This is a genomic window from Flavobacterium faecale (genome assembly GCF_048320115.1).
Taxonomy (GTDB): Bacteria; Bacteroidota; Bacteroidia; order Flavobacteriales; family Flavobacteriaceae; genus Flavobacterium; species Flavobacterium faecale_A.
Genome location: NZ_CP182943.1, coordinates 2362416 through 2383142 on the forward strand (window position 1 = coordinate 2362416; position 20727 = coordinate 2383142).

22 protein-coding genes are annotated in these 20727 nt (G+C 35.5%); 2 read left to right on the forward strand and 20 right to left on the reverse strand.

The features are described from left to right. Positions 1 to 9 precede the first annotated feature (9 nt). The 14 genes from ACNH59_RS09995 to ACNH59_RS10060 all read right to left on the reverse strand — a co-directional run bounded on the left by ACNH59_RS09995 (position 10) and on the right by ACNH59_RS10060 (position 11928). On the reverse strand, positions 10 to 354 hold the full coding sequence (locus ACNH59_RS09995) for a hypothetical protein (protein ID WP_418262402.1): 345 nt from the start codon (positions 352 to 354) through the stop codon (positions 10 to 12). After that, positions 317 to 592 (reverse strand): RNA polymerase sigma factor, encoded by a 276-nt coding sequence (locus ACNH59_RS10000; RefSeq protein ID WP_418262403.1) that lies wholly within the window; start codon positions 590 to 592, stop codon positions 317 to 319. The genes ACNH59_RS09995 and ACNH59_RS10000 overlap by 38 nt, the downstream gene beginning before the upstream one ends. 4 nt (positions 593 to 596) lie before the next feature. After that, positions 597 to 1799 (reverse strand): glycosyltransferase 87 family protein, encoded by a 1203-nt coding sequence (locus tag ACNH59_RS10005; protein ID WP_418262404.1) that lies wholly within the window; start codon positions 1797 to 1799, stop codon positions 597 to 599. 155 nt (positions 1800 to 1954) lie between these two features. Next, positions 1955 to 3436: a cellulose synthase family protein gene (locus ACNH59_RS10010; RefSeq protein ID WP_418262405.1), complete on the reverse strand. Its 1482-nt coding sequence runs from the start codon at positions 3434 to 3436 to the stop codon at positions 1955 to 1957. A gap of 4 nt (positions 3437 to 3440) precedes the next feature. Further along, complete coding sequence (locus ACNH59_RS10015) at positions 3441 to 4130, reverse strand: glycosyltransferase family 2 protein (RefSeq protein WP_418264888.1); 690 nt, start codon at positions 4128 to 4130, stop codon at positions 3441 to 3443. Next, positions 4127 to 4519 carry a toxin-antitoxin system YwqK family antitoxin gene (locus tag ACNH59_RS10020; RefSeq protein ID WP_418262406.1) on the reverse strand — a complete coding sequence of 131 codons (393 nt, stop codon included), beginning with the start codon at positions 4517 to 4519 and terminating at the stop codon, positions 4127 to 4129. Before ACNH59_RS10020 ends, ACNH59_RS10015 begins: the two co-directional genes overlap by 4 nt. A gap of 226 nt (positions 4520 to 4745) precedes the next feature. After that, positions 4746 to 6338: a 4Fe-4S binding protein gene (locus ACNH59_RS10025; RefSeq protein WP_418262407.1), complete on the reverse strand. Its 1593-nt coding sequence runs from the start codon at positions 6336 to 6338 to the stop codon at positions 4746 to 4748. Next, the gene (locus ACNH59_RS10030) at positions 6335 to 7636 is read right to left on the reverse strand and encodes an NAD(P)/FAD-dependent oxidoreductase (RefSeq protein WP_418262408.1); all 1302 of its coding nucleotides are present in this window, start codon (positions 7634 to 7636) and stop codon (positions 6335 to 6337) included. Before ACNH59_RS10030 ends, ACNH59_RS10025 begins: the two co-directional genes overlap by 4 nt. An 87-nt stretch (positions 7637 to 7723) precedes the next feature. Beyond that, positions 7724 to 8488 (reverse strand): hypothetical protein, encoded by a 765-nt coding sequence (locus tag ACNH59_RS10035; protein ID WP_418262409.1) that lies wholly within the window; start codon positions 8486 to 8488, stop codon positions 7724 to 7726. A gap of 15 nt (positions 8489 to 8503) precedes the next feature. Further along, positions 8504 to 9196 (reverse strand): TIGR04283 family arsenosugar biosynthesis glycosyltransferase, encoded by a 693-nt coding sequence (locus ACNH59_RS10040; protein ID WP_418262410.1) that lies wholly within the window; start codon positions 9194 to 9196, stop codon positions 8504 to 8506. Continuing rightward, positions 9189 to 9947: a DUF547 domain-containing protein gene (locus tag ACNH59_RS10045; RefSeq protein ID WP_418262411.1), complete on the reverse strand. Its 759-nt coding sequence runs from the start codon at positions 9945 to 9947 to the stop codon at positions 9189 to 9191. Before ACNH59_RS10045 ends, ACNH59_RS10040 begins: the two co-directional genes overlap by 8 nt. 63 nt (positions 9948 to 10010) lie before the next feature. Continuing rightward, positions 10011 to 10883 carry a sterol desaturase family protein gene (locus tag ACNH59_RS10050; protein ID WP_418262412.1) on the reverse strand — a complete coding sequence of 291 codons (873 nt, stop codon included), beginning with the start codon at positions 10881 to 10883 and terminating at the stop codon, positions 10011 to 10013. After that, entirely contained in the window at positions 10884 to 11474 is a 591-nt protein-coding gene (locus ACNH59_RS10055; RefSeq protein ID WP_418262413.1) for a TIGR04282 family arsenosugar biosynthesis glycosyltransferase, read from the reverse strand. It lies immediately after the preceding gene. Beyond that, positions 11467 to 11928, reverse strand: coding sequence for a rhodanese-like domain-containing protein (locus tag ACNH59_RS10060; protein ID WP_418262414.1), 462 nt, complete (start codon positions 11926 to 11928; stop codon positions 11467 to 11469). The genes ACNH59_RS10055 and ACNH59_RS10060 overlap by 8 nt, the downstream gene beginning before the upstream one ends. A gap of 381 nt (positions 11929 to 12309) precedes the next feature. On the opposite strand from ACNH59_RS10060, the gene ACNH59_RS10065 reads away from it, so the two are divergent. After that, on the forward strand, positions 12310 to 13242 hold the full coding sequence (locus ACNH59_RS10065; RefSeq protein ID WP_418262415.1) for an alpha/beta hydrolase: 933 nt from the start codon (positions 12310 to 12312) through the stop codon (positions 13240 to 13242). Next, positions 13232 to 13690 carry an OsmC family protein gene (locus tag ACNH59_RS10070; protein ID WP_418262416.1) on the forward strand — a complete coding sequence of 153 codons (459 nt, stop codon included), beginning with the start codon at positions 13232 to 13234 and terminating at the stop codon, positions 13688 to 13690. Before ACNH59_RS10065 ends, ACNH59_RS10070 begins: the two co-directional genes overlap by 11 nt. A 334-nt stretch (positions 13691 to 14024) precedes the next feature. On the opposite strand, the gene fucP is transcribed toward ACNH59_RS10070, so the two are convergent. The 6 genes from fucP to ACNH59_RS10100 form a co-directional block, all read right to left on the reverse strand. Further along, positions 14025 to 15332: an L-fucose:H+ symporter permease gene (gene fucP / locus ACNH59_RS10075; protein WP_418262417.1), complete on the reverse strand. Its 1308-nt coding sequence runs from the start codon at positions 15330 to 15332 to the stop codon at positions 14025 to 14027. Between the two features lie 18 nt (positions 15333 to 15350). Continuing rightward, positions 15351 to 15794, reverse strand: a complete 444-nt coding sequence (locus tag ACNH59_RS10080) for a MaoC/PaaZ C-terminal domain-containing protein (protein ID WP_418262418.1) — start codon at positions 15792 to 15794, stop codon at positions 15351 to 15353. Between the two features lie 195 nt (positions 15795 to 15989). Beyond that, positions 15990 to 17057: a Gfo/Idh/MocA family protein gene (locus ACNH59_RS10085; protein ID WP_418262419.1), complete on the reverse strand. Its 1068-nt coding sequence runs from the start codon at positions 17055 to 17057 to the stop codon at positions 15990 to 15992. A 49-nt stretch (positions 17058 to 17106) separates the two neighbouring features. Continuing rightward, on the reverse strand, positions 17107 to 18336 hold the full coding sequence (locus tag ACNH59_RS10090; RefSeq protein WP_418262420.1) for an extracellular solute-binding protein: 1230 nt from the start codon (positions 18334 to 18336) through the stop codon (positions 17107 to 17109). Positions 18337 to 18338: 2 nt separating this feature from the next. Next, positions 18339 to 19475 carry a CaiB/BaiF CoA transferase family protein gene (locus tag ACNH59_RS10095; RefSeq protein WP_418262421.1) on the reverse strand — a complete coding sequence of 379 codons (1137 nt, stop codon included), beginning with the start codon at positions 19473 to 19475 and terminating at the stop codon, positions 18339 to 18341. 106 nt (positions 19476 to 19581) lie between these two features. After that, on the reverse strand, positions 19582 to 20724 hold the full coding sequence (locus ACNH59_RS10100; RefSeq protein WP_418262422.1) for a CaiB/BaiF CoA transferase family protein: 1143 nt from the start codon (positions 20722 to 20724) through the stop codon (positions 19582 to 19584). Positions 20725 to 20727: the final 3 nt, after the last annotated feature.

The window sequence follows — 20727 nt, forward strand, 5'->3', positions numbered from 1 at the left end:
TTCAATCCTTTATTTCCATTTGGATTCTAAGCATTTTTTTAAGAGTAATTTGGACCGGTGTATAATCTGCCAATAATTGGATGGTGTGATTTCTAGCTCCTTACAAATCATATCGGTTTTGTTGTCTGTAAGGTATTTTGAAGTAATAGCAAATTTCCAATTTTTAGGAAGGTCGTCGATGCAATATTGCATGGCTAAATTAAAATCGGGATTGTCTAATAATTCTTCTTCCTGTTCCCAGATAGGATTTATGGCTTTGTCAATCCAATTTTCAGTACTGTTAAATAAACCATCCGTTAGTTCAAAACCGCTTTCTTCAGCTGAAGCTAAAATTATTTTTTGTTGTTCTAGCACTCAGTCGGTAATAATCGACTACTTTATTATTAAGAATAGAAAATAACCAGGTTTTAGGTTGGCTTTTTTCTTGAAAACTATCGATTTTGTTATAAGCAGCTAAAAAAGTTTCTTGTACTAAATCCTCAGCAGTCTCTTTAGATGAAGTTTTATACAAAGCCCAAGAATACAATTCATCGCTAAATTGATGAACCCATTTTTCTAGAACTGTTTTTGAATTTTCGACAGTAATACTCATTTAATTAGCTTTCAATGGTTGATTTATTCAAATATAATGATTTTTTGAAGTGCAACTTAGTCAGAACTTCATAAAATATATATAAAATCAAAATCAGGTATTCTGCGCCAATAAGCCAAAAGTTTTCTTTAAACTCAGGATTTGAATAGGCACTATAACTCAATATTACCGTAAAGCTCCAAATAATAGGATAGTTGAAGTTGGTGAAAACTCCAATCAAAACTAAATTGATAACATACCAAGGATGTACCGTTGTACTACTCAAAAAATAGATTGTAAGGACGAGCAAAAAGTTTTTAATTAGCTGTGCAGTTTTTTCATTTTTACCTGCTAAACTCTGATAAATAATAAAAATAACAATACAAATTGGAATAATTTTCCCTGTAGTTTGAATGATATTGTAACCTTTGATCCAAAATCCAATTTCCCTGATTACATAATATACACTAGCATTAAACTCAAAATTAGTGAACCATAATCCGATGGTTTCGGTATAATTTTGAATCAGTTCAGACGATAGAAAAGGTAGGAATAATAAAATATTGATTCCAATGACAATGCTGTAAAATGGAATGATTTTTCTCCAACCTAATTTTTGTAAAAACAAAGGCAGTAAAAGTAGCGGTAATAATTTGGTTGAAATGGATAAGGCTAGGATTATAGCTGCTCTGATCCATTTTCTTTTGTATAAAAGATAAATACTCCAAACGAAGAAGAAAAGCATCACTCCTTCAAAATGCAAATTGCCCGTTAGTTCTATAATGACCAATGGATTTAAGAGATACCAAAAGATGCGTTCCTTTTCAATTCCCAATCGGTTTAATAATTTGAGACCAAAATGCAATGTCCCCATGTCGGCCAAAAGGATCATTATTCGCATGCCGATAACCGCACCATCCACGGTATTGTTGCTGAAGAAAGCAGCTACTGCAAATAAATATTGATTGACAGGAGGATAATTAGAAAAATGCCCTGAACTTAAAGACCCCATACCTTCATACAGGATTTTAGCATTGGCAATAGAAAAATCTGTTTGATTAATAAGATTATCAGGTAAAAATAAATAGGGGTTAATTCCTTGTAAGAGCAACCTGCCATCCCAAATAAAACGAAAATAATCTTGAGATAGATTCGGTATGACACTCAGCAAACTCAATCGGATGGCGATACTAATTCCGATGAGAAAGGAAATGTTATTTTTTTGCAATTGAATTATTCGATAAGTACAAAAAAATAATAGCGCAAAGCTTAATAGCAATGGAATAAATTCAGAACGTTCTAGGTAGTAACCCAAATACATATACAGAAACATACTTATCAAAAGATAAATCACAGATTGAATTGTATGTAAAGAAGGAATCGTCATTTGGGAGCTACAATTGATTGAAAAAATACATATCCATAACCTACAGCTAGCATCAGGTGTAAAAACAACAAACTGTAATCTCCTAGCTGAATGGCACTATAAATTCCAAAGAAAAAATACAGCATCAAGAAGCCTTCAAAAAAGACGTTTTTAGAGATTTTTTTGTTCAAATAACTGTTTTGTTTCCATCTTTCCTTTAGCCCTTCAATATTTAATTTTGGAGTACGGATGAATTCACTTTTTTTACCACAAAGTCCTTCTAAAACCGCTACCGTATTATGGAAAGAAAATCCCATAGCGATGGTGTAAAAGGTGATAAATAACTGAATGTATTTTAAGAAATTCCAAAATCCTCCGCCATGAATATTTTTGTAAGTCACCCAATAACTGATGAAAAACAACACAGAGGTAAGGATAAAAAACAGCAGAAAATTAAACAATAAATGAAACTGCGGAAAAGTCTGCTTGATATACAGAACAGGAATACTCAAAATAGACATGACAAAAATAGCCATGAACATGGAACTGTTTAAGAGATGCAGAATTCCGTGGGTTTTGGTCTTAAACGAAATAGAATTTGATTGCAAGACTCTTTTGGCATTTTTACTAAAATTTTCAGCACCCCCTTTATTCCATCGAAATTGTTGGGAACGCGCAGCACTAATAATGGCAGGCAATTCAGCAGGTGTTTCCACATTTTCAAGGTATTTGAATTTCCAGTTTTTTAGCTGTGCACGGTAACTTAAATCCAAATCTTCGGTCAAGGTATCACTTTGCCAGTTGCCAGCATCCAGAATACAACTTCTACGCCAAACGCCAGCAGTACCATTAAAATTGATAAAATGAGATTGTGAGTTACGGCCTACCTGTTCTAAGGTAAAATGAGCGTCAAGCGCAAATGCTTGAATCTTTGTCAAAATAGAGTAATTGCGGTTCAAATGTCCCCAACGCGTTTGAACCACACCAATGTTAGGATCTTTAAAATAAGGAATGGTTTGTGATAACCAGTTTTTTTGAGGTACAAAATCAGCATCAAATATGGCAATGAACTCACCTTGTGCAACTGCTAAACCTTCCTTTAAAGCACCTGCTTTAAAACCCGTTCTATTGGAGCGACAGATATGTTTGATATTTAAACCCGTTTTAGCCAATTCATTGATTAACTCACGGGTCATAGCAATACTTTCATCGGTGCTGTCATCTAGGACTTGGATTTCCAATTTGTCTTTTGGGTATTCCATAGCAGCAACAGTACGCAACAACCGTTCTACAACATATTTTTCGTTGTACAAAGGCAGCTGAATGGTGACTTTTGGGTAGCTGTCTCCGTTGTCAAAATGGAATTTTAGGTCGTTAGCTGTCGTTTTTTTACTTCTTATATAATTAAATAGTAAGTTGAATTGCGATAATCCGTAAAAGAAAATCAAAACAATGGCCAGACAATAAATGATTAAAACAAGGTATGAAATGAATAACATAGAATTATTTGAAGGTGTATTTAAAAATCCAACTTATGATTTTGATGCCTGCCATCAGGGTTCCTTTAACAGTTCCGGAGACTTTTGAAACACCTATTCGATTTTTATAGCGAACAGGGATTTCCACATAAGTCATTTTTTGTCGGAGGACTTTTAATTGCATTTCCACAGTCCATCCATAGGTTTTGTCCTCCATTTTCAAAGCTAGCAATTTTTTATATTTGATAGCACGAAACGGACCTAAATCAGTAAAATTAGCTTTGAAAAACAATTTCATTAAAAAGGTAGCGAGCCAATTCCCAAAAACCTGTTGGGGTGTCATTGAATGTTTTTCGCGCAATTCAGCCACTCGAGCTCCAATAACAAAATCCACATCATTTTCAATAATTGGTGTGACTAGTTGGGTTAGTTCTTCTGGATAATCGGAATAATCGCCATCTAAGAAAACCACAATATCGGGTTTGGGTTCCTTTTGCGCTAGGTATTCTAATCCTTTCAAGCAAGCGTAACCATAGCCTTTTTTGGCTTCAGATAAAACGGTGGCACCAGATTTTTGGGCTACTGCAATAGTATTGTCATTTGAATTGTTATTGACCACAATCACTTCGCTAACGATAGATGGTATCTCACGAATAACATGACCGATGGCATTTTCTTCATTAAAAGCGGGTATAATTACCACAATTGTACTCATTCTTTGTTGTCTTTTTGGTAATCCATTAAGTTGTGCCATTCTTTTATTTTGATACCCATTTTATATTTTTCTGCCTTACAAATTTTTCCACTTTTGTAGAGTATAGAAAGTCCGTTTTGTTTGTTGTCTTTGTATTCACTTTTCCGAATAATTTCCTCATTCGAATTGTAAAAAATCCACCATTTGGTTTTTTTATTACCTAGATAATGGCCTTCCTCTTTTTTGAGTCCGTTTTCATAATAATAAAACCAATAATCGACTTTTTCATTTTGGTTCAGCCATCCTTGCGATTTTAGCTTTCCATTAGAATAATAATCTTTCGAATATTGTTTTTGTTCTGAAATCCCGAAAAAACAGAGGAATAATATAGGAATTATTGCGTTTGTCATTTTATATCCATATTTGAACTGATACTGGTTTTTTTAATTGTTTGAAAATTTTAATTTACCAGTTTGATCCTTTTAATCTGTGTTTCAAAACGTAATGTTTATTTATTGGTCCCTGAAATAGTTAAAATTATGTACTTGAGTACTTTTAGCTATTAAAAATGCGCTCTCTGATCCTGTAGACTTTAAGTCTGTAAGCCAAATCTATGGACTTTGAGTCTATTGTGGTTTAGTTTTGATTCACTAAATCCATTAAATCTACATCATTTCCTAATAAGATTTCGTTAGCGTTGATACGACCAGCCGGACTATCATTTTCTAGTTTCAAAACCCCACGAGGACAAACAGCGGCACAAATGCCACAACCTACACAGGAAGAACGCACAATGTTTTCACCTTTTTGAGCATAAGCGCGTACGTCGATACCCATTTCGCAATAGACGGAACAATTTCCGCAAGAGATGCATTGTCCTCCGTTTGTGGTAATTCTGAACTTTGAAAATAAACGTTGTTGCAAACCTAAAATGGCAGCCATAGGACAACCAAATCGGCACCAAACACGGCTTCCCATTATAGGATAAAAACCCACCCCAATCACGCCACTAAAAGCAGCTCCAATAGCAAATCCGTACCATTCTCTCAATTTATAACTATCGATAAAAAAGATGTTTTGATTGCCTGAAAAATAATTCATTAAGATTGAAATTATCATAATTGCTACCAAAGATAACATCGTATAAACAGCATCAGAATCCAAATCTTTTCTTTTGAAATAATACAAGATGGAAGTAAATACAGCTAGAAAAATGGTGATTCCCCAAACGAATTGCCCTCTGCTGATAAAACTCATTTCGGGATTATTGGACAAAAAAGTAAAGATGACCGCAATCGTACTCACGAAAGCAAAAACCAAAACCAAATGGATCATCCAACGTTCAATTTTCCAAGCTTTTACCGAGTTATCGCTCAAATGACGAAAGGAATCACCAGCAGTTTCCGCCAATCCTCCACAACCACATACCCAAGAACAATACCAGCGTTTACCGTAAAAATACGTCAGAATAGGGGAGATGATAAAGATTAGAGCTACCCCAAAAACCAACATGAACATTCCTAAATTCCCACCTTCAATCATGTTTTTCAAATGCCATTCGTCAAAAAAGTAATAATTCAACGGCCACATATTTTTCAAATCTTTGGTAAAATAGGCTTTGTCAGGATTTAGTTTTTCCAGTATTTCTGGAATCAAAAATGCAAATCCCAACTGAAAGAACATGACCGAAATGGTGCGTACCAATTGGTATTTATTATGGCGGTATTTTAAGATGAATTTATAGCCTAAACCTATAATCGCTATAGTATAAAGCGTTCCATACACAAACCATTGACTCGCTGGTTTTCCGTTTAAGAATAAACTCAATGGGTCAAAAAAGCCTACAATTCCACTGTTTGTCCCACCATCTTCATTCAGTCCTAAGTATTTTGGAAACCAATACAAAACCACATAAAAAGCGGTCAATACAAGCCCGATCATCCAGCCAATAGTTCCTTTGTGGGTGAGACTAGAGGTCCAGACATGATTGTTTTTGATGCCTTCGGGTTGGTTCAAATAGGTGCTGTTTGCATATAAAATGATGCCTGAAAAGATTGCAATAATGGAAGTAGTTAGCCAAATTTCTTTATTTGGGAAAGTCACATTAAAAAGTGCCAAAGTCAAGATGAATAGACCAATTAATCCCATGATAATTCCTGCTTTTTGTTTGCCATTCAATGGATTGTTATCGTGGGCGGCTAGCGATATGTTTTTGGGTGCTTTACTCATAATGATTTGGTTTTAGTTGGTTCACAAAATTGGGCGAAGGCTAGCTGAATTTCTTTGGTATGGGAACGAAATAATTCAGGGTCAAATTGGGCTTTTTCCAACTGATGTACTACTTCTTCCACGGATTTTTTGGTACTAAGCATGCTGTCAAAAAATTCATGGCGCATTCGAATTCCAAAAGTGTTAATCCCTAAAAATGTTCGGTCGTTTTTGTCAAAAGCAATCCGGATGGCTTTTTTGCCTCCTTTATGTTCCCAGTAAAATTGAGATTCATTTTCTTTTGGAGTTGCCCAAACCCAACCATAGGTTTGGTATTCGATGTCTAAAAATTTAGCCGAATTGAACCAATGTCCCGGTTTGTATTCCATAGGGTTTCCTGTTAAGGTTTGTGCCAAAGTTTCGCCCATCATTCTGCCTGTGTACCATACGGCTTCAACTGGTCTTCGGTCACCAATGGCTTCATGTTGTTCAGCACAATCACCGATGGCGTATATATCTTTGTGATTCGTTTCTAAAAACCGATTCACTTTCACACCACGACCTAGTTCAATTCCGGACTCATTCAAGAAATCGATATTGGGAGAAACACCAGCGGTTAAACCTACGATTTGACATTCGATAGTTTCATTTTTGTCTGTAATTATGGCTTTAGCACAACCATTTTCGTCTGAAATGATTTCTTTTAGGTTGGTGTCTAAGCGCAAATCAATATGATGTTCTAGGATATGACGATTAATCATTTGGCTTTCGTTCAAAGGTAAAACGCCACTCCAAAAACTTTTTTCACGAACCAAAAAAGTGACTGCGATATTTCGAGCTCGCAACATTTCGGCTAATTCAATTCCGATTAATCCACCACCTACAATTACGGCTCTTTGAGTTGTAGGAGCCCATTGTTCTAGGTTTTCTAAATCTTGTTTGTGGTACAAACCAGTTACACCTTTTAAATCTTGTCCTGGCCAGCCAAATTTGTTAGGTTTTGAACCTGTGGCAATTACTAATTTGTCAAATTGTAAAACCGTATTGCCGTCTAAGACAATTGATTTTTCTTTTGGAAAAACTTGAGTAACCGTTTTATGGATGAGGTTGATATTGTTTTTTTTCCAAAAATCATTTTCATACGGCTGGGTATGTTCAAACTTCATATGTCCCATAAACACATACATCAAAGCTGTTCGGGAGAAGAAATATTCCGTTTCTGAAGAAATAATAGAAATTTTCACCTCCGATTTTTTCCGAATGTGACGGGCTAGCGTCACTCCAGCGATGCCGTTCCCAATGATGACAATATGTTCCATTTTCTTAGTTTCAGTTTTTAGACTTGGTGTGTTCTTTCTGCAAGGTCTTTTTTAATCTTGTAGGTATTATTTAAATTGCCCTTCTGCTTAAATCGTCTTAAAATCTTTACCAGGAGTAAAAGTATCCGCTTCTACAGTAATAAATTTGATATTTGTAAGACTCGCATTTCCAATGTTTTCTCCAAATTCTTTCTCTTCACTCCAACCACAAAACTGCCATTCTGTGGCAAACGGAATACCATTTACCGTTTGGAAGTTTTTATATTGAATACCGTGAGGTTCTTTCTCGGCTTCGGTTTTTGATGCATTTGCAGTTACTATGTAAGCCAATTGTTCTACCAAGTGGGTTTCTTGGTTGGTATAAACCACATACCAATCTTCGGGAGCATCACCAGTTCCTGATGCAAAGGTTAGTTTTTGAGTTTCATATTGCTCTTTGTTGGTTGCGGGATTGTTGTATGGAGACCAAATGGTCCCGCCATCACTCATTTTGTAAGGGAATAAGAAAAAGTAAGACCAAGTATAAGCATCAAAACGAACCGATTTTTCTGAAGGAACGTCTGGGGAATAGAATACTTTGTCATGGTCGTAAATAATTTTAGCACCATTTCTAAATTCAATCAAACCTTTACTCGAATTGGTTAGCAAAGTTAGAGTAGCGTCCATGCGTTCTTTTCCTCCAAAAAAGAGTTTAAAATCAAATTGGATGGCTTCTTGACTGTTGAAGGCCTCTTTTTGATGTGCTTTCTCAGCTTTTGCTACAAAAGTTTCTTCTTTTTGCGGAGATTTACAGCCGGTCATAAAGAAGGTAAGGGCGATAATCGCAATTGTAGTTTGTTTGAGTAAATTCATTTTTGTGTATTTAATTTAGATAATATTTTTTTTGTAATAATCCAGTAAACTTGTGGATGAATGTCCCATTTTACGTTTGATATGGATGATGCCAAAATGGTATTGCAAGCGCCAAACGCCATTTTGTTGGTATTTACGAGCTGAGGTAATCACATATTGCGGGATGACAACAAATTGCTTTTTGGCATAGAGTCGTTCTATAATTTCATTGTCTTCATAAATAATGTAATTTTCATTAAAGCCGTTGATAGAAACAAATAATTTTTGGCACACAAACAACGATTGGTCACCACCACGGCAGATGATGTGGTTGAAGCGTGTAAACCATTGTGAAACAGATAAAACGGGGTGATTCCAGTTAAATTTCATGCGGAAACAACCTGCTAAATTGCCTTTTTCTATTTCTTTTACGATGGCTTTATCAAAGTTTGCAGGAGGAAAACTATCGCAATGCAAAAAATACAAAATGTTTCCCGAAGCTACTTTTGCCCCTCTGTTCATTTGCTTGGCTCGGCCTTTATATGATTGTATTAATTTAATAGTTTCTGAAGTTTTTACTTTTTCAAGCGAACCATCAGTGCTGCCACCATCTACTACAATAATTTCGTATAGAGTGTCTTTTGAAATTATCTTTTCAAGATACGACAAAAGCTGTTGAATGTTTTCAACCTCATTGTAAATCGGAATGATGATGGAAATTTTATTCATTCAAATTCCAGTTATAGTCTTTAAATGAAGTTTTTGCTTTCGAACTAATTTTGATGTTGCTATATTGATTTAAAAAATCAATTAAGGAACCTTTGGTTTTGAAATCAGCTGCAAACCAATTAAAGATTTCAGAGATTTCTATTTGGTTGGGGCTAATGCTGTTTTTGGACTTGTCATTGATGAAATCTTTGGCAACTTCGGCCAGTTGTTGGCTCAATTTGGCTTCCGTATAAGCTTCATTTAAAAGATTGGGACAAGAATAGGAGGCACAGTTGATAGCGAAATGAATTCTAGGCTCGTTCATTTTTCGAAGAATTTTATGTTCAACTTCTTCCAGACTGTATTTTTCGCCACCCAGACTAAAGAATTTCTTACCCCATGGATTGCTTATTTCTTTGATACTTTTGACAGGGTAATTGTCAATAATTAATTTTACCGTAAAAGCATTGTACACATTAATCCAATAGGCTAAAGTTGCATTTCTAGACCATGATTTTGAAGGAGTGCTTTGCGACAAAATTGCCAAATAGGCGTCTAATTCCTTTTGGTCTTTGATAAAGCCTTTGTAATTTACTTTTCCCGAATTTGAAACATGTTTTTTTAGTAGCACATCCCATTTAGCATGATCAACGGCTTTGATAGCTTCGTTAGAGCTTAAGAATATTTTTTTAGCGGTACTATTTGAATTTGTAACATTGTTACACATGGATATAAAAGGGGTTAATACTAAAAGTAAGAGTAACTTTTTCATGTTTGTTTTATTTGTTGTTTGTATATATAGTCGGTATTAGTGTCTTTTCCTGACACTATAAACTCATTTTTTTAGTGGATAAAGCTCTTGTTTTATAAAATCTTCTGGAAATTGATCGTCGTTTTCAAAGCCTAATTCGATGTTTTTACCATCAGTTGGAATGTAATTAGTGTCAAACAAATAATCCCAAAGACTCAATGAAATTCCGAAATTCACTCCGTATTTATTGGGGATTTTTTTGCTGTGGTGCCAAATGTGCATTTTAGGATTGTTGATGATGTACTTTAGGAAACCATAATCCCAACCAATATTGGCATGGTTCAAATGTCCAATAGCAATGCTAATGAAATGTACTATAAATACATCTTGAAGATTAACGCCTCCAATGATGATGATAGGAAGATACAAGAATGATTTGTATACGATGGGTTCCATCCAGTTGTATCTAAAATGGGCTGCAAATCCCATTTCTTTCACACTATGATGGGTTTGATGGATTTTCCATAAAAATGGAACGGTATGTAGCAATCGGTGTACATTCCACTGAATAAAATCGCTAATGAGAAAGAAAATTACTAACGACCAAGGACTTGGTAAATCAGAGAGAGAAAAGAGTTGGATAGAGGCTAATTCCAGTCCCCATAGGCCCAAAAAGTCGTTAATCAATTGCGCTGTTAGATTAGATAAGGCAATCAATAAAATAAGGTTGAGGAGAAAAAAATTAAAAAACAAATAGAATAAATCCAACCAAAAATCTTTGCGCAATATGGCTTGTTTTTTGCGCCAAGGAAAAAGCAATTCTAAAATCCATACTACTAAAGATATCGCTATTAAACCATAGAAATAATTATCCCAATTAGGAAATTGGATTTCATTGATCAAGTAATTATAATAACCTTGATAGGATTCAAGAAGGATGTGAAAATACTTTTCCATTTATTTTAAAATATATTTGCTTTTTTTTAAATCTTCAAAGGTGTCAATATCATTTAACGTTTTTAAAAAATAGATGTTAGCAATATTCAAATCACTTAAAGTATCAGCCATGATAGAGGCGGTACCCCATTTTTTATTTTTGAATAAGGATTTTTTTATTTTTTTTAAACCTAGTAAATAATAACCTCCATCTTCAGATGGGCCAATTATGATTTTCTTTTTTTCTAATGAATTGAAAGCTTGGTTAATAATCTCTGTCTCTAAATCAAATAAATCGCTGCCAATAATAACGCATTTTTGGTAGCCTTGGTCAAAGAGTGACTCAAATGCAGCTTGCATTTTCATTCCTAAATCACCATCAGTTTGCAATCTTTTATGAAAGTGTTTGTTGTCCCATATATCATTCTCAATGATTTCAGTGTCATAAAACACATATTTATCACAATCTAAACTTATAGTTTGTTCCATAGTGTGTTGCAACAAGTCTTTGTATACTTGTAGTGCTTTCTCGTTTCCAATTGATTTTGCTAATCGGGTTTTTACCTTTCCTAGTTCAGGATTTCGAGTAAAGATTATTAGGGCATTATTCATATATTTTGATTCCTTTGTTTAGATAAACACTCCATTGTTTGTTGAAAGCATGAATACTATCGGTTTCTTGTTTTTTTAAGTTGACTACTTTACCGCCTTTATTTTTGTATTCAAAAATACCGCCATAAAGATTGTATACTTGAGTGTATCCCATTTTTTGTAATTTTTCGCCAATTTGTTCTGACCGAACACCAATGGAACAATATACGATGATAGGTGTATTAAGGTTTTTGATCAGCTTGCGAATATTTTCGGGTTTGAAGTTTTTAAATCCTACGGGAATAGCATTGGGAATGTGACTCACTTTAAATTCTTCGGGCTCTCTTGCGTCCAGTAAAATAGAGTTGGAATTCTTTATAGCATTGATTTTAATATAAGGCACAGACTCCTTGTTGTATTTTTTTAATACATTTGGAATGCTTTTTTGTGCCCAACTGGATAAATTGAAGCACATTAAAAGTAATAATAAGAGAACCCGCGTCATTTGTTTTTGTATAAAGATATTAATTTAACAGACGAACATTAGTATTCTCCTGACATGTTTTTTAGGTTTTAACAAAAAATAAACCTTTGTTTACTTTAGAATTAACAAATGTAAAGTTGCTGTTTCTGTTGGTCTTTTGTTTCTTTTTGCAACGAAATATTAGAACCCATTTCCATAACATCTAACCAATTAGTTAAAATGGTTTAATTGTCATAAAATGAAGATGCAGGAACTCTTGAAAAATAATTGTTTGCTGTAACTTTTATTTTCATTTTGAGAATAATTTGGGACGGAATCCAATAAATCTGTAAAAGATAAAAACGGTAAAATAAACGTAAAATTTGAATATTTATGAATTTTTTCAAAAAGGCAATTTTTAGTTCGATATTTTTATTGAGCATCGGGAGTGTATCTGCACAAGACAAAGTGATTAAATTGTATCAGGGAATTGTCCCTAATAGCAAGGCTTCTGCGGGTTATAAAGAAACAGCTGAAACTTCAGAAGATGGAAGTATTCGAATTAAAAAAATAAGTCAACCTGAATTATTAGTTTTTTATCCTAAAAAAGAAAAAGCAACTGGAGCAGCTGTATTAATTTGCCCTGGAGGGGGGTATCGATTGCTTTCCATGACTAATGAAGGTTTTTCGATTGCTAAGAAATTGAATGAAAATGGCATCACGGCCTTTATTCTAAAATACCGATTGCCTTCGGATGAAATCATGATTGACAAAACAATTGGTCCTTTGCAAGATGCGCAACAAGCCATAAAGTTAATTAGAGAAAATGCTTTGGAACATCATATTAACTCAAATAAAATTGGAATTATGGGGTTTTCAGCAGGAGGTCATTTGGCTTCTACAGCAGGAACTCATTTTGTTAAAATGGTTATTGATAATCCCAATAATACTAGCCTAAGACCAGATTTCATGGTGCTGGTTTATCCGGTTATCTCTTTTGGGGAATTTCAACACAAAGGTTCTAGAGAAAATTTAATAGGGACGAATCCTAACGAAGAATTGGTTAAATTATATTCTAATGAATTGCAAATAAGCAAAGGAACTCCCATTACTTTTTTAGTTCATGCCGCAGATGATAAAGCGGTACCTTACCAAAACAGCGTTAATTTTTATACGAATTTGAACCAAGAGGGAATTAAAAGTGAAATGCATATTTATCAATCTGGCGGACATGGTTTTGGTCTAAATAATAAAACAACAAAAGATTCATGGTTTCAGTCGATGATTTATTGGTTAGAAAATAATAAGATGATAAATGGCATTTAAACACCTTTTTAAAGCTCAGTTAAACTGGTTTTCAACTCCAAAAGAATCAACAAGGTTTGTGAAAAATCACACGATTTCAATTCATGGAAAAGAAATTCTACAAGTTTCAGCAGCCAAAGTATTCAAGGGAGATCCAAGTTTATACAATCCCGAAGATTTATTACTCAGCAGTGTGGTTTCCTGCCACATGATGTCATACTTGTATGTATGTGGTCAAAATGGGATTGAAGTGCTATCTTATATTGATGAAGCTGAGGCTACACTTGAAGTGAATGAAAACGGTTCAGGTCGTTTTGTAGAAGTTCGATTGTTTCCTAAAGTTGTCATTAGACAAAAAGAAAAAATAGCTTTAGCTAATGAATTGCACACCAAGGCCAATGAATTGTGTTTTATAGCTAATTCGTGTAGTTTTCCAATTGTTCATGAAAGTTGTTGTGAAGTAGTGTAAATAGTGAAGCATAAACCTGACAGCCGTTTGATTGTCAGGTTTTTTTTTCTTTCAAAGTAGGATCAGTATAAATATTTTGAGGCTGCTGAATTGGTTAAATTAAGTTTTTATTACGAAACCATTTTGCTGAAAAGTGGTACCTAACATATGCGAGAGTGCCAATACATACAAGCTTTGCAGTTGCAGATGTTCATTAGGATGACAATATTGAAACGGTTTTGAAATGATTGTAATGTAACATCAATGTGTTCTATAAATAAATATTAGTTTTTAAATAGGTAAGTTTTCTGCTTTTAAAATTAGCGATTAGTCAAAGATATCTATTAATCTAGTGCTAGGAATTTCTGGTTTCTTTCAGCTTATGGCCAACCATCCCAAAATACAGAATAATCACAAAACACACTAGCGGAATAATATACCCAGACTGGATATCATCGTGTTTCATATCAATCAAAGTTCCCATTCCGTAAGGAAGAATTGCCCCACCTACAATGGACATGACTAACCATGATGAACCCGTCTCTGTATTCGATTGTAAGCCTACTAATCCCAAAGAGAAAATGGTAGGGAACATAATCGACATAAAAAATCCTAACCCACCAAGGGCATAAATTACTTCAATACCACTTCCGTAAATAGCGATTACACACAAAACAATACTGATAAGGCAATAGATAGATAGCAAAATGTTATCTTTTACAAAACGCAAAAAGAAAGTCCCTATAAAGCGTCCTGCCATGAACAAGAAACCATAAATTCCAAGGTAATATCCTGCCGTTTTTTCATCCAGTCCAGCGCCTTGTTGTGCGATTCGGATAAAGAAACTCGTCACACATACTTGTGCTCCCACATAGAAAAATTGTGCCACAACCGCCCAGCTCAAATGCGAAAATCGTAAAACAGAAAAGAAACCTGGCTTGATTTCTATTTCAGTATGTGCTGGTTTCATTGAAGGCAAGTGCATGAAATAAAATAAGATGGCTACCAAAACCAAGACTGTTCCTAAAATGATGTAAGGCAGTTTTACCGCCGAGGCCTCTTCTAGTAAATAGGCAGCTCTTGTAGCATCTGGCATGGCGTCCATTTGCATAGGCGTAAAACTCTTTCCCGATAAAATAAACATAGAGCCAACAATAGGAGCGACCATTGCTGCTAAGCCGTTAAAAGAAGCTGCTAAATTCAATCGTTTGGAAGAGGATTCTGCTGGTCCTAAAATAGCTGCATACGGATTGGCACTCGTTTCTAAAATCGTCAAGCCACACCCGATCACAAATAAGGCAAACAAGAACAATTCATATGTTCTAGTATTAGCGGCGGGAACAAATAGAAAAGCACCTGATGCAAAAACTAATAGCCCCGTGATGATACTGTTTTTATACCCAAAACGCTTGATTAACATCCCGGCAGGAATTGCCATGATGAAGTATGCAAAAAACACAGCTGTATCAATCAACGTCGATTGTCGGTTATTTAATTCACAGGCTTTTTTAAGGTGTGGAATTAAAATGGAATCCAGATTGTGAGCCATTCCCCATAGGAAAAACAAACTGGTAATAAGGATAAAAGGCAACAGATAATTGGATCTTTTGCCTTGTTCTGTAGCCACTTCGTGAGTGTCTCCCATTTGGTTAGTAACTTGCATAATAACAGTTTGTTTGGATTAGATTTTCTTTTTAACGAGCAATAAATGGTCACATACAAGTACTACTTCTCCTCTTTGGTTGATGATTTCTACATGTTCTGTCACCGTTCCCATTTCAGGTTTTTTGGCTTCCCCTTTTTCTGAAATCGTAATTTCCGAATGGATTGTATCCCCGATGTGAACCGGTTTTACAAATCGCATGCGGTCATAACCTTTCGAAAAAGCTTCAGGATTAATTTCAGAGGCGGTCAAGCCAATACCGATGGCAAAAATCATTGTTCCATGTGCAATTCGTTGTCCAAAAGGTTGGGTTTTACACCATTCTTCGTCCATATGGTGCGGAAAAAAATCACCCGTATGTCCAGCATGAACTACAAAATCGGTTTCGGTTATCGTTCTCCCCAATGTGATACGTTTGTCATGGAGCTGGTAATCTTCAAAAAAAGTGGATTTAAAATACATGTTTTTTAATTAAAGGTTATAAGTTAAAAGTCATAAAGTCAAGTATATTTTTCCTTTATGATTTTCGTTTTTAGACTATTCTATTTGGGCGTTTTAACACGCTTTCCGCTGTATCTTTTTATTTTGTCATCCTGAGCTTGTCGAAGGACAAAATAAAAAGGATGCCGCTTCAATCGTTAACGCAGGCAGTCGGTATTAGAATTCGTTTAGTGGAATTCCAGCGTGAGTATTACTTCGGTAGCAGGCTTCTACTACTTTCATTGTGTCCACCACGTCTTGCACGCTAGTATGCAAAACAGTGTCTGACCCTTCTTTGTAACGCATTAAATTTGCCATCGTGCCTACAAAAGCTTCAGGAAACCAAGAACCTTCTAGCACTATTTTTCTCCATTCGTATTTTCCTTCGGCATTAGCAACAGCATACTCAAAAACGTCTTCTAAACCTGCGGGATAATTCATTAGTAATCCCATTTTGGCCTTGATAGCGCCTTTGGTGCCTTCCCATTTGATGTAGCTTTCCTCATGTTGCGAACCAAAATGATGGTCGTGATTGGTGTTGATTACCGCACGCATTGTATCGCCATAATCCATAATGATTGTAGAACGGCAAGAAGACAAATCTTTTAAGGGATGTTTCCAAGTCTTAGCTAAAACGGATGTAGGGTTCCCTACAAACGAGCGGATGCAATCTATATAATGTACTGAGTGGAACAATATTTCCAATCGCGGATGCACTTTAATCAATGGAAATAATTCCCAAGGGGTGTTTACCGTGACTTTGACTTCCATGTCATACAATTCACCAATAATTCCTTCCGAAATCAAATGTCTTGCAGCGGCGACAAACGAGGCAAAACGCAATTGGAAATTAATGGCTCCTACCAGTTTTTTTCTTTCGCAGACCTCTAGGATTCCTTTGGCTTCGACCAAATCATTTCCCATCGGTTTTTGAATCAAAACCGCAGCACCATCAGGCAATTGCTCTAGTATTTCAATGTACTGCTCAGGTAAAACGGTAATGTCATATACTGCATTATCTGGAGCTTTTTTTACAGCTTCAGCTAGGTTTTCAAACACATGTGGAATTCCATATTCTTCAGCCATTGCTTCAGCTTTGGCTCGCGTTCTATTGGTAATTCCAAAAACTTCAAATCCGGCCATTTTATAAGCAGGCAAATGCGCATCTTTTACGATACCGCTGGCTCCTATGATGACAATGGGTTGTTGGGTTTGGGGTAATTCAGGTTTATACTGTATTTGCATATTTAAATATTTTATAATCGCTAACATTTAACTTTTTTAAAGTCAGTGTTTAGATTGAATTTATTTGGTTAATCAATAGTTGGGTCGTTTTTAAAAGTTCTTGTGATGAAATATCAGAATTGATGGCCTTTAATACCATTTGGTCAATCAATTCAGCCACTTTTGGCCAATGCGGTGTTTGAGGTAAGGTCAAAGCGTTTTCGTGTAACATTTCCAGTTTGTGATAAAATGGAATGGAGGCATTGATTTCAGGATGGTTCCAAGTTGATTTTCTACAACCTATTCCGCCTTCTTGCGTCAACAGAGCATCTGATTCAGGAGTAATGGCAAAACGTAAAAAATCATAAGCCAGTTGCTGGTGTTTGCTTCCTGTTCCAATCGTGTACAACCAATACACGTTCAAAGATGCTGTATTACAATGCCTATCGTGAGGTAAATAAGTAATATCTACCTTGCCTTTTACTTTGGATTCTTTAATCACTTCGCACATCGAAGCAAATCCAAACCAATTAATAGTCAAAGCTGCTTCTCCTTTGGCGAAAGCCATGCCTGCTTCAACCGAATCAAATTGCTTGGATTTCGGATGCGTAGTTTCTGGATTGTTGACTATTTTTCGATAATAATCCAAAGCCTGTACTGCTTCAGGATGATTAATGCTAATTCGATTTTGTGCATTTAATAACGACCCCCTGCGAGTCCACAATTGCAGACAAAAATCAAAAACCATATTGTGACCATCAGGATAATTGGCAAACACACAACCGTATAAATTTTCATCTGGTCGGTTAAAAAAAGTAGCAATTTGGGTAAACTGCTCCCACGTTTTTGGCGGATGCAATTCGTAGCCAAACTGCTTTTGGAAATTTTCTTTTTCAATGGTATTTTCGAACAAGTCTTTTCGATAAATCAAACATTCTGGCCCGTCATGAAATGGCAACCCAAAGGTTTTTCCGTCGATTTGCTGCAAATGCAATAGCGACTGATGCCAACCTTCAGGGTAATTTTGGGGTGCTTTTTTTTCGATTAAAGAAGTTAAATCAACAACTGCTTTTTCATTAGCTGCCTCTAATATCCAGTCGGTGTTGATATCGGCAATATCCCAATCACCGTTTTTTAATCCTTCATTAGTAATGGTTTCTTCATACAAATCGTGTAATTCCATCGGAATCATTTCGGCTTCAATACTGAGATTGTTTCTTTGACAAAATAAATTCCATAGCTTTTGAAGAGTAGTTTCAAAAGGTTCAAATTTTCGAACAGCGATTCTTATTTTTTCCATAGCTAGAGGTTAAATTCTTTAGTAATTTGGTCGTTGTCTTGTCCCAATTTTGGTGAACCTTTGGTAGAAGTAAAACATTCCCCATCTATTTTGATTGGACATCTAGTGGTTTCATAGTTATAACCGTCTAGCATCTGTACTTTTTGAGTAAAATCTAAAACTCGAAAACCTTCTTCGGTAAACAATTCTTGATAGTTTAAAACTTTGGCACACCAAATATCGGCAGGTTCTAATAGGTTTAACCAATGCTCGTTATTTTTTGTTTGAAGATGTTTTGCCAAAATATTCTTGATGTCGTCTCTTAAATCAAATTTATTTTCAGGAAATTGTAATAATGCATCACATTGTAGGAGGGAAGCTAAAACAGGAATCGAGCCCATGGCTAAAGCCAAATACCCATTTTTAGTTTGATAAATTCCATAAGGTGCACCCAAATAAGCATGTGCATTGTTGGATTTGGTTCGCACTGGCAATTCGCCACCATCATTAAAATAAGTGGTCAACGTTTCAAACTGAAAATCAAAAGATGATTCCAGCATGCTGATTTCAACTTTTGCACCTATATTTTGGGTTACTTTACGGTACAAAGCGGCTAAAATTCCTTGTGCCAAATGGGCTCCAGCTAGCATATCCACAATAGACAATCCCATAGGAACTGGGCCATCTTCTTGATTACCACTCAACCAAGTCAAAGCCGTAAGCGATTGTAAAAGCAAATCTTGTCCGGGTAAATCCTTCAAATCTGGATGATTGCCATAGCCCGAAATGGAGGCATAGACTACCGTTGGGTTTATTTTTTTGACTTCTTCATAACTTAATCCCACGCGTTCCATAACCCCGGGTCTAAAGTTGTGCATAACGACATCGGCTTTGGCTAATAATTTTTTTAATTTTTCAAGTTCATGAGGTTGTTTAAAATCAATAGCAAACGATTCTTTGTTTCTGTTGATGGTATGAAAAACAGATGATTCTCCATTCATAATCAAATCAGAAGTATATAATGTACGGCAAATATCACCTGTATTAGGTTTTTCAATTTTGATGACACGAGCACCTAAATCCGCCAAACGCAAACTTGCCGATGGTCCCGAGAGGAACTGACTGAAATCTACAATTATATAATCTTCAAGTGGTTTCATGTTATTGTTTAACTGTTTAATCGTTTAACTGTTTAATCGTGAGATGCAGATTGAAAAATATTTTTTGTTTTTAGCCAAACTAAATACCATTCAAAAAATAAGTAAATCAACAAATAAATTCTTTCTGTATCTTTTTATTATCTGCACCTACTTTAGGTGCGGGTTTGGTACTTACAAGTATTTTACCGTCCAACTGAATAGGGTTTCGAGTAGTTACCATGGTTTTACCAGCTGCGTTTTTGACCGTTTGTTTCAGTTTCAAATCACGTACAAATGGTAGTATATTGAGGTCGTTGTAATTCAATATTTTTTCACACCAAATCCCTTTTTTTTGTAAAAGTGCTAACCAATGCTCGGTTGTATGTCGAATCAATCGATTGGTAATAAGTGTTCTAATTTCATCACGAGCATCAAACCATTGTTGTTTATCGGCATATTTTTTGAAATCAATTTCCAATACACTTCCTATAAAAAGTAAATCTCCCATGGCTAAAGCTAGATGTCCATTTTGAGTAGGATAGACTCCATAAGGGGCGCTCAAAAAAGCATGTGCGCTTCCGTTTACATTGCCTCGTTCGGGTAATTGTCCGCCATCGTTTAAGAAGGTAGTAATCGCTTCAAATTGCACATCAAGTATGGATTCGAGCAAACTCACTTCGACCAAAACACCTTTTCCTGTTTTGGCTCTTTTGAGTAACGCGGCTAGGATGCCTTGTACAAAGTGGTTGCCACACATCAAATCGGCAACAGCCAAACCAAAAGGGACGGGACCTTGATTTTTGGTACCACTTAACCAACTCAAGCCAGACAGCGATTGTAGCAATAAATCTTGCCCCGGTTTATTTGCCCATGGTCCTTTATCTCCATAACCAGTGATGGTACCATAAATGATTTTAGGATTTATCTTTAGTGTTTCTGCAAATGTCAATCCTATTTTTTCCATCACTCCAGGGCGGAAATTGTGCGTTATGATATCGGCTTTGGCAATTAGTTTTTGAACTAAAATTAAGTCGGAAGGATTTTTTAAATCGGCTGCAAAAGATTCTTTATTTCGGTTAATAGTATGAAAAAGTAAACTACTTTCGTCCACAAAAAGGTCTTTGATGCTCAACTGTCGACAAGCTTCCCCTTTTATTGGACGCTCAATTTTAATGACTCTCGCTCCTAAATCGGCTAATTTTAATCCCGCAGAAGGTCCTGCTAAAAATTGGCAAAATTCTAAGACAATTAATCCTTCAAGTGGTTTCATTTT

Excerpts from the sequence above, each read along its gene's own strand:
- ACNH59_RS10000 (WP_418262403.1), bottom strand. The coding sequence starts at position 592 with ATGAGTATTACTGTCGAAAATTCAAAAACAGTTCTAGAAAAATGGGTT.
- ACNH59_RS10010 (WP_418262405.1), bottom strand. The coding sequence starts at position 3,436 with ATGTTATTCATTTCATACCTTGTTTTAATCATTTATTGTCTGGCCATT.
- ACNH59_RS10015 (WP_418264888.1), bottom strand. The coding sequence starts at position 4,130 with ATGAGTACAATTGTGGTAATTATACCCGCTTTTAATGAAGAAAATGCC.
- ACNH59_RS10020 (WP_418262406.1), bottom strand. The coding sequence starts at position 4,519 with ATGACAAACGCAATAATTCCTATATTATTCCTCTGTTTTTTCGGGATT.
- ACNH59_RS10025 (WP_418262407.1), bottom strand. The coding sequence starts at position 6,338 with ATGAGTAAAGCACCCAAAAACATATCGCTAGCCGCCCACGATAACAAT.
- ACNH59_RS10030 (WP_418262408.1), bottom strand. The coding sequence starts at position 7,636 with ATGGAACATATTGTCATCATTGGGAACGGCATCGCTGGAGTGACGCTA.
- ACNH59_RS10035 (WP_418262409.1), bottom strand. The coding sequence starts at position 8,488 with ATGAATTTACTCAAACAAACTACAATTGCGATTATCGCCCTTACCTTC.
- ACNH59_RS10040 (WP_418262410.1), bottom strand. The coding sequence starts at position 9,196 with ATGAATAAAATTTCCATCATCATTCCGATTTACAATGAGGTTGAAAAC.
- ACNH59_RS10045 (WP_418262411.1), bottom strand. The coding sequence starts at position 9,947 with ATGAAAAAGTTACTCTTACTTTTAGTATTAACCCCTTTTATATCCATG.
- ACNH59_RS10050 (WP_418262412.1), bottom strand. The coding sequence starts at position 10,883 with ATGGAAAAGTATTTTCACATCCTTCTTGAATCCTATCAAGGTTATTAT.
- ACNH59_RS10055 (WP_418262413.1), bottom strand. The coding sequence starts at position 11,474 with ATGAATAATGCCCTAATAATCTTTACTCGAAATCCTGAACTAGGAAAG.
- ACNH59_RS10060 (WP_418262414.1), bottom strand. The coding sequence starts at position 11,928 with ATGTGCTTCAATTTATCCAGTTGGGCACAAAAAAGCATTCCAAATGTA.
- ACNH59_RS10065 (WP_418262415.1), top strand. The coding sequence starts at position 12,310 with ATGAATTTTTTCAAAAAGGCAATTTTTAGTTCGATATTTTTATTGAGC.
- ACNH59_RS10070 (WP_418262416.1), top strand. The coding sequence starts at position 13,232 with ATGGCATTTAAACACCTTTTTAAAGCTCAGTTAAACTGGTTTTCAACT.
- fucP (WP_418262417.1), bottom strand. The coding sequence starts at position 15,332 with ATGCAAGTTACTAACCAAATGGGAGACACTCACGAAGTGGCTACAGAA.
- ACNH59_RS10080 (WP_418262418.1), bottom strand. The coding sequence starts at position 15,794 with ATGTATTTTAAATCCACTTTTTTTGAAGATTACCAGCTCCATGACAAA.
- ACNH59_RS10085 (WP_418262419.1), bottom strand. The coding sequence starts at position 17,057 with ATGCAAATACAGTATAAACCTGAATTACCCCAAACCCAACAACCCATT.
- ACNH59_RS10090 (WP_418262420.1), bottom strand. The coding sequence starts at position 18,336 with ATGGAAAAAATAAGAATCGCTGTTCGAAAATTTGAACCTTTTGAAACT.
- ACNH59_RS10095 (WP_418262421.1), bottom strand. The coding sequence starts at position 19,475 with ATGAAACCACTTGAAGATTATATAATTGTAGATTTCAGTCAGTTCCTC.
- ACNH59_RS10100 (WP_418262422.1), bottom strand. The coding sequence starts at position 20,724 with ATGAAACCACTTGAAGGATTAATTGTCTTAGAATTTTGCCAATTTTTA.